The organism is Nocardia sp. NPDC056541 (assembly GCF_042794235.1).
Taxonomy (GTDB): Bacteria; Actinomycetota; Actinomycetes; order Mycobacteriales; family Mycobacteriaceae; genus Nocardia.
Genome location: NZ_JBHTUD010000008.1, coordinates 11,973 through 25,525, shown reverse-complemented (window position 1 = coordinate 25,525; position 13,553 = coordinate 11,973). Strand labels below are relative to the sequence as shown.

Here is a 13,553-nt window from a genome sequence, read left to right as displayed (position 1 = left end):
GCCTCCCAAAAGTGCGATGGCCCAACGGTAGGAAATGGGTATTGCCGAAATGCTGCGGGAAATGTCGCTTGAATCAACGGTTTCTCACCTTCCCCCGATCAGGGAGGTGAGATCAGCCCTTTTGTTTCCGGCATGTGTCGCAACGATTTCCGCGCGTAAGGAAGCAGCAAGAAATCATCGGAAACGCCCGTGAGGGTGTGATCTACACAGCATTACTCCGAACGCACCGGTTCGCAACTCGAACGGTGAGATCAATTCCAGCTGTCTTCGAGCATGCGCGGCTTGCAGGCTTGCCAGGCGCCCGCGAGGAGCACACCGAGGGCGACGAACAGCATGGCGAACGGGACGAGCCAGCCGCCGGTCCAGGTGTGCAGCATGCCGAACAGCAGCGGGCCGGTGCAGGCGATCGCGTACCCGACGCCCTGAGTGAAGCCGGACAGGGCCGCCGAGCCATGGGGGGTGCGGGTGCGCAGGTTGATCAGCGTCAGCGCCATCGGGAAGGTGGACGGGCCGAGACCCAGCAGCACAACCCACAGCAGCGGCGCCTGCATCGGCGCCACCAGCAAGCCGATGAAAGCGGTCGCGAACAGCACCATGCAGCCGACGACGACGGGGAACGGATTGCGCATCCGCGAGACCACGGTGGGCGCGCCCAGCGCCGGGATCAGCCCGATCAGCGCGAACAGGCCGACCATGCTGCCGCCGAAACCGGCGCTCGCGCCCGCGTCGGACAGGATCTTGGGCAGCCAGGCGAACATGGCGTAGGTGGTCAGCGAGGTCATGCCGAACATGCCCGCCATCCCCCACGCCACCGGCGAACGCCAGACTCTGCCGGTCTCGGGCGCCTCGGCGGGCAGCGCGGTGGTGTCGACCGTGTCGCGACCACGCCGATCACGCAGCACGACGAACCACGGGATCGCGGCGGCGAAACCGACCAGCGCCCACACCCCCATCGAGATCCGCCAGCCGTGCGCCTGCGCCACCGGCACGGCGATGAACGCCGGAATGACGGTGCTGAGCTGCACCATCACGATGTAGAGCGAGCTGATCGCGGCCAGATGATCGCCGAAATACCGCTTCACCAGCGGCGGAATCACCACATTGCCGATGCCCATACCGAGCAGCGCCACCCCGGAGAACGCCAGCAGTCCACCGGTCCCGGTGGCGAACACCCGCACCAGCGACCCGGCGCCGGCCAGCAGCATCGCCACGAACACGGTCCGCTCGAGCCCGAACCGGCGCACGAACAGCGGCGCGATGAGCCCGGCGAGACCGAACATCGCGGTCGGCAACATGCCGAACACCCCGACGATCCCCGTGCCGTACCCGACCTCGGCGCCGATCGTCTCGGCGAGCGGACTGAATGCGGTGACAGCGGCACGCAAGGTGAGCGCCGACATGATGATGGCCGCCAGAACGAGCAGCCGACCTTCGATCAGCGACCGCTCGGTGATCTCGGGAGACGGGTCGACGCGACCACGCCGGTCGTCCTCGAGGGTCGACCCGGCGCCGGAAGCTGGCTGGAAATCACGGAGCGGCGGCACCCGGAAATCATAGGATGACCCGATGACTACTGCCAAGCGACTGTGAGCGATCTCCCGCGAGAACACGGGAACTCGCCGGAACGGGCTGACGCACCGCCGACCGCCCGCGCTGGTCGAGTCCGGCCTGAAGTCCCGGCGAGGCGGAACAGCCCAGTACCCTTGCTGACGTGCAACCCGTCCGGCGTACCAGCCTCATCGCCCAGGTCACCGAACAGCTTCGGGCCGAGATCCGTTCCGGCCGTTGGCCAGTGGGCCAACGGATCCCCACCGAACCAGAGCTCACCGAGCTCACCGGGACCGGCCGCAATACCGTCCGCGAAGCCGTCCAGGCGCTCGTGCACGCGGGCATGCTCGAACGCCGCCAGGGCTCGGGCACCTATGTGATCGCCACCTCCGAGGTCGGCGGCACGCTGGGCAAGTACTTCGCCGACGCGCACGAACGCGACATCCTCGAACTGCGCCAAGCTCTCGACACCACGGCGGCGGGCCTGGCCGCGCGCCGTCGCGACGACGCCGATATCGCCACTCTCCAGCGCTTGCTCGCCGAACGCAGCAACCGGAATTGGGCCGAGGCCGACCCGGTGGCCATCGCCGCCGACGTCGAATTGCACCGCGCGATCGTCGTCGCCAGCCACAACGCGGTATATCTGGAGTTCTACGATTCGCTGCTGCCGATCATCGAGCAGGTGATCCACGCGCGGACCGCGAAATCCGACGACGCGTACGACACCGAGCACGCCGAACTGGTCCAAGCCGTCATCGACGGTGACGCCGAGCGGGCCGTGCAGGCGGCCAACTGCTTCCTCGGCTCGCTCATCGCCGAATATCCGGACCGCTGAGCAGCGCAGAGAGACGCTTCCTAAATCCAGGTAACCGGGCTGTCACCACCAGCGAATTCGCACGGTGAGCCCTAGTTGCCTGGAACGTCACCTGAGGCCATTGTCACGCAACAACCGGCTCCTACCTTTATCTCGACACCGCAGGGAGCATCGTCGAACACCAGGCGAGCTGCTCCTATCGAGCCCGATCGAGAGGAAGCCGATGACCGCGATAGCCGCCACCGGCCATGAGACGGAAGCCCCGTCCTTCGAATACCAGAAGAAGGGCCGCTGGATCTCCCATTGGGATCCCGACAACAAGGGGTTCTGGGAATCCGGCGGCGCGAAGACCGCCAAGAAGAATCTGTACTTCTCCGTATTCGCCGAAAATCTCGGCTTCAGCATGTGGGTCATCTGGGGCTCCATCGTCACCGCGATGGGCCCGGCCGGCTTCGAGTTCCTGCAGGGTCTGGGCAAGGGCAACGCGGTCGCCGTGAGCAACGCGCTGCTGCTCACCTCGATCCCGACCTTGGTCGGCGCGGCCCTGCGAGTTCCGTACACCTTCGCGGTTCCGCGGTTCGGTGGGCGCGCGTTCACCGCGTTCAGCGCCGCGTTGCTGTTCCTGCCCGCGCTCGGCATCATCTACTTCGTCAACCAGCCGAGCACACCCATGTGGGTGTTCCTGGTGCTGGCCTCCCTCGCCGGTGTCGGTGGCGGCAACTTCTCCTCGTCGATGTCGAACATCTCGTTCTTCTTCCCCGAGGGCAAGAAGGGCGCCGCGCTCGGCCTCAACGCCGCGGGCGGCAACCTCGGTGTCGCGCAGACCCAGCTGATCGTGCCGCTGCTGATCACCTTCGGCACCCACATCATGGCCAAGGACGCGGGCGGCTATCGCTTCGGCATCACCCTCGCCGTGCTGTTCTGGCTGCCGTTCATCGCGGTCGCGACCCTCGGCGCGCTGTACTTCATGGACTCGCTGGCCGAGGCCAAGTCCGACGGCAAGTCCTACAAGCTGGCGCTGACCAACCGGCACACGTGGATCATGTCGTTCCTCTACATCGGCACGTTCGGCTCGTTCATCGGCTTCTCGTTCGCCTTCCCGACACTGATCAAGGCCACCTTCCCCGACCTCGCCAAGATCGGCTGGATCACCACCCTGGGTAACCTGGCCTTCCTCGGCGCCCTGGTCGGTTCGTTCAGCCGCCCGTTCGGTGGTTGGGTCTCCGACAAGATCGGCGGCGGCGCCAAGATCACGGTGTTCGTCTTCGGCGGAATGTCGATCGCGGTGGCCTGCATCGTGGCCGCCGTCGACATGAAGAGCTTCCCGCTCTACCTGACCGCATTCCTGGCCCTGTTCATCCTGGCCGGTATCGGCAACGGCTCCACCTACCGGATGATCCCGTCGATCTTCAACGCCACCGCCAAGAAGTACGCCTCCGAGCACGGCATGGACCTGACCGAGGCGGCCACCTCCGCCAAGCGCCAGGCCGGCGCCGCGATCGGCGTCATCGGCGCGGTCGGCGCCGCGGGTGGATTCGTCGTCCAGCAGGCCCTTCGCCTGTCCAACGTCCACCTGAAGACCATGGCCCCCGCCTTCTGGGCCTACGCCGCCGTCTTCCTCGTGATGGCCGCCGTCACCTGGTGGTGCTACCTGCGCACCTCCTTCGCCACCGACAAGGTTCCCTCCCTGGCCTACGCCAGCGTCTGATCCATCCCCACCCACCCGAAAGCCACGTTCGGTCCCCTCCCGAACGTGGCTTTCGGCTGCAGCGGGCCGTCTTGCCGACGAACCGAAAGATGCTGCGCCAGTTCGCAATACACATCCTCGAGCGTTGCTCGAAACGTATTACGGCTCAACCGAGGACAAGGACGCGGTCCACCGTTCACACTGAGGTGCAGTTGTACGGAGGGGCACCGATGAGAATCCGACCGCGGCAACAACTTCTGGATCTCTGGCGCGCACACCTGCGCACCTCGTTCCGCGACGACCGGTGGGTCTGGGGCGGACGTGACGGACGCAATTCGATCAGCGACGCCGAACAGCTGATGTGCCTGCTGTATCCGTCGACCGAGCTGGCGAGTTTCGCCCTCGACCCGGACAGCATCGCGACCGCCGATGATATCGCCGCGGTGATGGCAGTGCTCGGCGAGGACATTTGGGTCGGCGGCGCCCTGGTGACGAAGATCGAGGAGTTCTTCGACGCCTATACCGATGCCGACGGGGAGCCGATGTTTGCGGGCGGCAGCTACTTTCGCGACATGGGCTTCGGGGAACCGTCGGCAGCGCAGCGTGAGCTCGAGGTGGTCGACTCATATTCGATGTCGCTGAGTCTGTGCATCGCGTCGCTGCGTTTCCTGCGTGGTCTGCAGCGGTACCTGGGACACGAAGTGCGCCGCGAGGCACGCCGAATGAACGAGCGGGTCGTCGCGCTGATCCCCCGTGTGAGCAGTCGGCTGACCTCAGCGATGATCGGCTTGATCCGGAGTTTCGTCATCCACACACCGCCATTCACCTCCCCCGCTGGGCAGGAGATCCTGAAGCTGGTCAACCAGACCGGTGCCCCGGACAAAAACGTCCTTGCCGACTACTCCGCTGCCCTCGAGCAGATCCGCGTGCAAGCCGAGAATGATGTGCGCAGTGGCCACGCGGCCGATATCGACCTGCGCGATGACAACCGGGCCTTCGAATGCGGCTGGGCGTGGGGGATCGACACGAACGCCGGTGACCTCACCGAGATCACCAGTCGGGTTGCAACTCAACCCGGTTTCGCTGTCACCGAGCCTTACCTCTATTTCACCCTCGTCGCACTCGACGGCATCAAAGACCTGTACTCCCAGCGCACTCAGGAACCCGCTCTGCTAGAGCCACATCAGCTTCAGCTGGCCGAGTCCTTGAAGCGTCGCGCGGAACTGACCCAGCGCTACTGGTCCACGATCTCGCGCTTCGGCACCGGGCGCTGGCCGCTGGAGGACCTGCCCTGGCGCACTTCCGACGGGAAACAGTCGGACTACTTCAGCCTCGCGGTAACAGCTTTCCTCATCCAGGAACTGCTGGAACGGGAGTCCACCACCGATCTGGCGCGCACCGTCGCGGTGCTGCGCCAGCTGGCGCAGCGGGCGAAAATCATCAACCGTGAAGTTCCAGGCGATCCCGCTGCCCTGCTGCACTATCCCGGAGTCACCCTGACGCTCAAAGTATCTGGGGCCATCGAGCCGGGCCCGCTCCTGGGCTATCACGTGAGCGACTTCGCGACACTGCTGCTCAAACGCAGTCTGCAGGCTGCTCGACTGGCACGCGATGTGGATACCCGCGAGCAGCTGCTCGACCTTGCTGCCGCGGCCTTGGAGCACATGCAGGACCGAGCCATCACCAGCGGGCGTTCCGCGGGCCTGTGGGACAACCTCGGCCCAGACTGCGACGCCGCCGAAGCCTCGCCTTCGTGGTTCCTGACCGAACGCATGATGGAGTGCCTGGTCGTCGCGCACAACACCTACACACGACCCCCGCTCGCCACGGAGGCGATGGTGAACGCCGCGATCGGCAAGATCGGCGAGGCCGAGCATCTGCTCAATCAAGAGTTGCTTCAGGTCAGCGATGCCGTGTACTCACCGCGCTTCAAGGAGCTGGCGGCGATCCAGCAGCTACTCGATCGGGCCGGGGACGTCCTGACCAAGCGACCCCACACTGCCGAGGCGCTGGCCGCCAATGCACTCGAGCGGCTCGACGCACTCGCCTACGCCCGGGAGGATGCCACCCGATGAGCGCCCAGTGCACTGACTCGATGTTGGTCTTCGCGACCTCCGACAAAGGGGGCACTGGACGATCGGTCACCAGCTGCAACGTTGCCTACCGGCTGTCTCTACGCGGCATCGAAGTTGCGTATGTCGACTTCGATTTCGGGTCTCCGACGGCGGGCGCACTGTTCGAGATCGGCCACGCCGAACGCGGCACCAACGAGGGCCACGGGTTGCATTCGTATTTGCTCGGAGAGACCGGCGAGCCGCGGCGGCTGATCATCGGCCGCGAAACCGACCGCGCCCAGCTGCGCCGCGCCGAGCCAGGAGCCGGTCAGCTGGTGCTGCTGCCCGGTGACGTGGGCGGCGCCGAATTCGGTTGTGACGAAGCCATGGTGGAGCGCGCCGCCAAGTTGCTCGCCACGCTGTTGAGCGAATTCGCCGTGGTGATAGTCGACCTCAGCGCCGGCCGCTCAGTCGCCCTGGAGATCGCGCTACGGGCCACCGCCTCGACAGTGCTGGCGCATCGCGTGCACCGATGGCTGGTCTTCCACCGATGGACGCGCCAGCATGTGCTGGCTGCCGGTGGCCTGGTGCACGGATCGCACGGGCTGGTCCACGCTGGCACACTGTGGGATCACGACGACGGGGCACTGCTGGCATCCACGCGTTGCGTGCGCACGGCAGTTGCCGCATCGGACTGGACGCGCACGGGGGATCCACCCCAGGCGGCCTGGCTGAACGAGCAGTCCAAAGCGCTGCGCGAACTGGCCATTGCCCATGGCATCGGCGCGGCCATGGTGCTGGGACAGACACCGATCGAGCCGATGCTGCAGTGGCGCGAACAGCTCATCCTCGACGCCGACGTCAATGCCCGACTCGCCAATCCGGCGACCGTCGAGGCGTACACGGATCTAGCTCGGCGGCTTACCGATTCGGCGACCTGGGATATCGAGTAGATGAATTTTCCAACCTATCGTGAGGCGTCGGAGGATTCGATCATCGCGCCACTTCCCATGGCCCACCTGTCGATCGAGATCGGCCATTTCCGGCATGAGGAAATCCTCTACGATACCGACTTGGTCCGCGCGCAATTCCGGCGCGCGGTCCCGCTGGTCGCCGCGTTCATCGAGTCCGCGCGGATCGAATTCGGGCCCGATACCCGAGTGAGCACCTGCTACCTCACCGACGACTACTTCCAACCCCGCTTCGAACCGGCCCACGTCCTCGGACGGCTGCTCAGCGCCGCCGCCGACGCTGGATTGACCATCGACTATCTGGCCCGGGAATCGGCATGCTACCAAGCGCCGGTGTTGGCGGGCAGGGTCGCCGTCGGCGCGGCTGTCCCGGTCGCGGAGATGGTGGCGGCTCGGCTCATCGCCCAGCCCGAGGAGGAGGAGATCGCTAACGGCCGCCGACCACCGACCACCGAATCCGGCTGGCTGTGCAATGGGCGTCGGGAGCAGAACGGCTCGTCGCGCCCGGCCATGCATCCGCAGCCGTATCGGCCGCCGCAGGAGTACGGCCGCGGCGAGCATTCGATCTTTCTCGACGTGGAGCTCTGGCACGACCGGGACACGGCGCGGCGATGGTCATGCCAGTTCCTGGCCGCTGTGTGGCAGCTGTTGCGCCTTGGCATGCTGCGCTACCACGGTGCGCCCGTGGTGGATCCGCAACTTTGGCCGGCCGACCGGGATTGGCCGGACCACTGGGCTGCCCTGCCCCCGGTGATGCGGCTCAATCCGGACGCCGCGCCGTTCACGGCGTATCGGACGCTCTCGATGCTGCCCAAGCGCTATCTGCTGATCGAGTCGGCGGTGCGGGTAATCCTCGATCATCTCGCGCCGGATGATGATGTCGCCGCGCTGGTCGCAGCTCAGGGCAGTGCCGAGCAGGTGCTGGTGCCAGCCAAAGTCGTCGAACGCGTGGGACATCTGTTGCTCGACGGGACCTGACCATGACGAGCCCAGAGGTCGACAATCCAGCCCGCACCGCATCGCCGCCGCGCCGCGCCGCGTCAGGAACGCCGACGCCGCTCGTGGTGCTCGGCGAGATTCGCACCTGCCTGCTGCCGCATTCGGTGACCATGGACGGTCGGGCCACCGATGATCTGCTGGCCACGGTTGCCGGCGAAACCGTTCGACGCCGTGAACGTCCAGGCCAGCTTGCCTTTTCACCGCGTCGTGCGACCGGCGTCGACTGCCACGTCGGATGGGGTGCGACGACGACCGCGCGCGTGGTGGGGACAGTGGAGTCGACCGTGGTCCTGGTGGGCGGCCGGTTGGCCCAGCTGTCGTCGCACACCACCGTGGTACAGGCTGACCAGAAGGTACGTCGGCCTTGGTCGCATTACGTAGGCCGAGTCGGGGTGACAGAGGTCATCAGCGAGCTGCCGGACCGCGCGGTCGCCGACAAGGAATTGGCCGCAGGCTATTTCGCCCCGCCCGGCCCGAAGACGCTGGATCTCGCCTCGATCTGCGCCCGACATCTCGACGACCTGAGGTCCTCATCGCTGCTGGATCAACGGCCGCCGCTGCGGGCACCGACCACGCGACTGCGGTGGACCGCCAGCATCGGTGGCAGCGCCGGGCCCGCGGTGTCGCTGCGCCTCGAGGACGAACGGTCCAGAGCTCTCCGGGTCACGGTGAGGGAAGCAGCGGATCTCCCAGACGCCGTGCGGTTCTGCCAGGACGTCGCCGCCCATGATTGGCTGCTGACGGTCATCGACGCGACGGTGCGGGCGGCCGAAGGGTTCGGCGACGGGCAGCAGGTCGCCGTGCTCGCCCCGGTGTTCGAACATCTGGCACACCTGTGGATGCCGGGCGCGCAGGTCCCGACCGCCATGCGGGCGCTGTGGCGGAACCTGCAGGCAGCGGCCAACTTCTCCAAACAGTGGACTGCCCGCATCGAACAGGTGCAGCGCCGAATCGAGGTGGCAACCTACTATGCCGCGCGCGGTGAAAACCCGGCTGGTGGATGGTGATTACAGCCGCAACAACCGGCGAACCAGCAGCGCGAAGAACACCGACATCCACCCGCGCCCGGCTACACCTCGGCCGCGAACAGGACCCGCGCCGCCAGCCCGGCTCGAAGGTGCGACGGCGGCTCAGCACAAGCTCACTCCGATCCGCGCCTCCCGGTATTTCTCGGCGTGCGGTACCGCTCCACGACACCGCCCCATGCCCGCACTGCGTGCGCGAGCGCACCCCACCCCGACACCCCGGTGGCCAGCGTCTCGTATTGCGTTGCGAGCAAGGTGTTCTGGTCGGAGTGAGCCGCGGTGGTCCACGGAGTTCGACTTCTGCGGCCAATCCCGCGATCAGCGGATGACACCAGGACCCATCATCGCCTGGAACCGTGTTGAACACCCGCTCGTGCCCTGTGCCGAAACGCAGCTGTTCCGTCTCCGACGTCGATTGTGGGTTCGCCTGTCGGTACTAGCGCACGCGCGAGAACCACCAGTCCCGCATTCGACGTTCACCGTCGACATCGGGAAATCCCTCCTTCAGTGCGGCGACGCCGTCACTGTCGCCGACAGCCTGCAAGTCGAGCATGAGATTGTTCGCCACTGTCAACGTCGCCGGATCACCATGCCCCAGCAACCCTTGATAAGCAACCAGAAGCTCGCGATCAGCCGCGACCGCGCTCGAATAATTGCCGAGCCCGGCCCAATCGGTAGCCAGGTTTGTTCGAACATGCCACGTATTGGGATGTCCGTCTCCGAAAACCGCGACGCAGCGGTCGAGAGTATCAGTGTCAAGGGCGAGCGCCGCGTCGAATTCACGCCGCGCCGCTAGGACGCCAGCGAAATTGTATGCAGCGTTCAGCGTGTCAGGGTGACTGTCACCGAGGACGTCGCGTAGCGCATGCAGGTTGACGTCACCGATCTCGTGGGCCTCCTCGACCCGGCCGAGAAATAGCAGATCGCCAACCAGGCTGTTCGTCACAACAAGAGTGTCTGGATGCTGTTGTCCCAGCGCGGCTGACCGGATGTCGACACTCCGACGATCCACCTGCTCCGCTTCCGCCAGTCTGCCGGCACCGGCGAGCGAGCGACCGAGGCTGCACGCCGTCGCGATCGTTTCCGGGTGATCCTCGCCGAGGACACGGGTTCGCACTTCGAGAATGCTCTGATTCAGCTCTGTAGCTTCTTCGTACCTGGCCGCCCCGCGCAGGCATCTGGCCAAGCAACTCGCCGCTGTCAGGGTCAGCGGATGCTCCAGGCCGAGCACTTCACCACAACGCACCGTCAGGTTCTCAGCGGCCGACATCGCGACGCCGTATTCGCCGAGATCGTATGACGCTGCAGCACTGATGCACTCGGCCTCGAGCACCTCAATCGCGCTTGGCCCGAGGTGTGCCCGCCACAACCCGAGGAACGAGTCAACCAAGGACTTGGTTCCGGCGTAATTCCCCCTCGCCCATCGGTACCGGCACCCGTTCAGCATCGTTTGCCGAAATTCGTGTTCAGCGACCGTGACGTGTTGGTCCGTGAACGCTAGCGCGCTAGACCAATGCAGATCCAGCTGTTCCCAGCGTGGCCACGAATCGGGCCGGTCAGGTCGGTACTGCAACAGATACGCGGCGACGAGGCCACGTATCGTGCGGGCAGCCAACTCGGCATTGCTCGGCGACAGCCGTGTGCGAACTACGTCTTGGATCAGCCGGTGCATGATCAGAGCGTTGCCGTCGCGCCGCAGGAGGGACAGGCTAAGTACTTCGGCGACTACATCGTCGAAATCAGGCCCATCCGAGTCTTCGCTGAGAACGGAGGCACGCAAGGGCTCGGGCAACGCTCGCGCACCCTCGACGAAGAGATCAAGGGGTACTGGCTCCGGGCCCAGAAAGGCCAGGAGCGTCACCAACTGGGCCGACGCGGGAGCGTTATGTTCAAGATTCTCCAGGGTGAGCAACCACGCTGTGTCCATTGATCCTCCGTAGTGGAAGTCGCTACCGCGCCGTAGGTAGCGAGCTCGCTGAGTTCGGAATTTCGTCAAGAAGAGGCCTGGGTCGACACCAATGTGCTCAATGTGGGCGGCGAGCTGTTCTAATGCCAGTGGCAGACAATCGACTTCGCTGGCTATGGCAGTGGCGGTGTCGAGTGCCGTACATCCGGTGCGCGATTGTAGGTATGCGGCCGCGTCAGCGAGCGCCAATTCTCTCAATTCTAGAGATTCACCTAGCGAGCGCCACTCTGGGCTTCTTGATGTGACGAGCACGTGCCCGCGGGCGCCAGGCGGGAGCCACTCGCGCACGGCACCGACGGAAGGTGCGTTATCGAAGACCACGAGCCACGAACGATTCGACTGGCGCAGCGAATTCAATGCCATTTTTGCGTCCTGTGTGGCGGACCCACTCGAACGCAGACCCAATTGTTCTATAAGCGCACCGAGTTGGGGAGCGATATGCGCCTCCTGCTCGGCGTAAATCCACCACACAATATCGTAGCGATGCGCGTTACGCCAAGCGTATTCGATCGCGAGTTGTGTCTTGCCGACACCTCCCATTCCATATATTGCCGCCACCGCATGGGTTTCTACCGGCTCGAAATAGTTATCGAGTCGACCGAGAATATTCGATCGATTTGTAAATCGCGAATTGCGGTGTGGAACATTCCAAACCGTCTTGAGCCGACGACGATCCCCGCGCCTACGCTCGCCAGGACGAACGAATTTCTCTCTGCCATTGACTCCTGGCCATTCCGGCTTATACCCAATCGCCGGAGGCGTGGCTCCGGCCAATTTTTCCAGCAGCTTAGTTCTAGCCGCAGTCTCATCCAGTCCGATGAGGTTGATCCTCGCGAGAACTGCGATCAGTGGCGGAAATTCACAATCTCCCACCACGACTGGAATTATCAGCCCCGGCCTTGTATGCGCGAGTCGCAACGCCGCCTCGCGTTCCTCGGAACCATACGAGCCGACATCGAAGTAGGCGGCCGAGCAGACCGCAATAATTCGGTCGGCTTGGGCCAGCGCATGTTCGATGTTACGAATGAAGCTGGTCCCGACATTCCATGACCATTCATCCAGTTCTACCTCGAACTCGCTCGCGCGTAGTTGCTGCCCGATCCAGAAAGCCCAGACACGGTCAGCGCCGGCGTAGCTGATGAAATATCTCATTTCCGAGGCCCGGCCAGATCGCTCCGTTACATCCATTCCAGTCAATACCGCTCAACTCGCTACGATGAAATCTCGGCACGACGACCATCATCTGCGTTGTCCGACTCCCATCGCGATGTTTCTTGGGCCGTGATGGCCTCGATTCGCTGAGCCAATGTACTGCGGCCGCCCGCAGACGCGTACGGTCCCGCACCCGAAAGAAACAGATACTTCTCACGCTTCAACGATTCTGCGGTAGCGCGGTATCTCAACCAATTTGTGTGCCACTGGAACACCTGTTGCATTCCCTCTGCGACAACGACGACGGTCGCCACGGCCGCAGTAACAACCGCCGATGCCTGCATCGCAAGAACGGGCACGATCGCGCCAACGCAGATCTGGACAACTTTCACAGTTCTGTACCACCGCTGCGCCGACCTGCTGCGCGCGCTGTACCACCGAAGCTGTCCGACTAGCCGCTCCCATGTGGGGTCCGCCTCATCGGCCCGCATGTTTTCTACGATTGCCACTCCCCGCTCCCCAGCAAACGAGGGCCTGAGTTCGGGTGCCAGATCCCCCACCAGACCACTCTCGTAACTGCGGCCCAAGCATAGCAGGAAGCGAAACATGTTGGTGCAGAATATGTTACGCGTCAAGATGCCTTGATTGAACCCGGCAGCGACTGGACCGGACTGCAAGTCACCAGCGGATCGAGTACCTGGGTGTAGCGCGGTCGCCGAATCGGCGATGGCCGGTGCATGCAATGACCGCGCCCTGCCCGCTGACCCCGCGTCGTGCCCGGCCGATCGTATTTCGGTCCAGCCGTTTTCGCTGGCGCCGACCGGTGGCTCGCCGGGTAGACGGTGCAGCTCGTAGACCAGTACGTCGCGCGGCTCGCTATCGCCGAAATATTGTGCGTCGTGCTCGCGCAACACGAAACCGAAATCCGCGAACAGCGTGTAGGCCGAGATGTTCCGCGGGTCGACGGTCAACCAGACCTCCTCCACGTCGCCCCTCTCGAGGCACACCTGGACGCTGCGCTGTAGCAGGCCGTGGCCGTAGCCGCGCCCGCGCCGATCGGGCGAGACGGCCAGGCTGATCAGCCACGCCCTCGCGCCTTCACCCATGATGGTCAGCGCGTACCCGACCACCTTGTCCTCATCGTCGCCGGGTTCGACGGCGACGACGCAGCGGGAGCTGTGCGCGTCCAGCAACTGGCGGAAGACGAAGAATGGATAGCGGTCATGAAAGGCTGCGCCGTCGACAACCTGAATATCGGGCAGGTCCGCCTGCGTCGGCTCCCGGTACCACACGGATTCCGCGGTGGTCATCTACTCCCCTGCGTTCGCGCACAAGAA

At 64.7% G+C, this 13,553-nt stretch carries 9 protein-coding genes; 6 read left to right on the top strand and 3 right to left on the bottom strand.

From position 1 onward, the window contains the following. Positions 1–251 precede the first annotated feature (251 nt). Positions 252–1,400, bottom strand: coding sequence for an MFS transporter (locus ACFQ9R_RS15540; protein ID WP_378991618.1), 1,149 nt, complete (start codon positions 1,398–1,400; stop codon positions 252–254). Positions 1,401–1,711: 311 nt separating this feature from the next. On the opposite strand from ACFQ9R_RS15540, the gene ACFQ9R_RS15535 reads away from it, so the two are divergent. The 6 genes from ACFQ9R_RS15535 to ACFQ9R_RS15510 all read left to right on the top strand — a co-directional run bounded on the left by ACFQ9R_RS15535 (position 1,712) and on the right by ACFQ9R_RS15510 (position 9,080). Beyond that, positions 1,712–2,383 carry a FadR/GntR family transcriptional regulator gene (locus ACFQ9R_RS15535; RefSeq protein WP_101466098.1) on the top strand — a complete coding sequence of 224 codons (672 nt, stop codon included), beginning with the start codon at positions 1,712–1,714 and terminating at the stop codon, positions 2,381–2,383. Between the two features lie 202 nt (positions 2,384–2,585). Then, positions 2,586–4,070, top strand: a complete 1,485-nt coding sequence (locus ACFQ9R_RS15530) for an MFS transporter (protein WP_378991278.1) — start codon at positions 2,586–2,588, stop codon at positions 4,068–4,070. A gap of 209 nt (positions 4,071–4,279) precedes the next feature. Continuing rightward, a complete protein-coding gene (locus tag ACFQ9R_RS15525; RefSeq protein ID WP_378991276.1) occupies positions 4,280–6,124 on the top strand; it encodes an SCO2524 family protein in 1,845 nt (614 codons plus the stop codon). Positions 6,125–6,144: 20 nt separating this feature from the next. After that, positions 6,145–7,056: an SCO2523 family variant P-loop protein gene (locus ACFQ9R_RS15520; protein ID WP_378991275.1), complete on the top strand. Its 912-nt coding sequence runs from the start codon at positions 6,145–6,147 to the stop codon at positions 7,054–7,056. Continuing rightward, a complete protein-coding gene (locus tag ACFQ9R_RS15515) occupies positions 7,057–8,052 on the top strand; it encodes an SCO2522 family protein (RefSeq protein ID WP_378991273.1) in 996 nt (331 codons plus the stop codon). A 2-nt stretch (positions 8,053–8,054) separates the two neighbouring features. Then, complete coding sequence (locus ACFQ9R_RS15510; protein WP_378991271.1) at positions 8,055–9,080, top strand: SCO2521 family protein; 1,026 nt, start codon at positions 8,055–8,057, stop codon at positions 9,078–9,080. 454 nt (positions 9,081–9,534) lie between these two features. On the opposite strand, the gene fxsT is transcribed toward ACFQ9R_RS15510, so the two are convergent. Both fxsT and ACFQ9R_RS15500 read right to left on the bottom strand, forming a co-directional pair. Next, positions 9,535–12,216 (bottom strand): FxSxx-COOH system tetratricopeptide repeat protein, encoded by a 2,682-nt coding sequence (gene fxsT / locus ACFQ9R_RS15505; RefSeq protein ID WP_378991270.1) that lies wholly within the window; start codon positions 12,214–12,216, stop codon positions 9,535–9,537. A gap of 59 nt (positions 12,217–12,275) precedes the next feature. Then, a complete protein-coding gene (locus ACFQ9R_RS15500; RefSeq protein WP_378991268.1) occupies positions 12,276–13,526 on the bottom strand; it encodes a GNAT family N-acetyltransferase in 1,251 nt (416 codons plus the stop codon). Positions 13,527–13,553 lie beyond the last annotated feature (27 nt).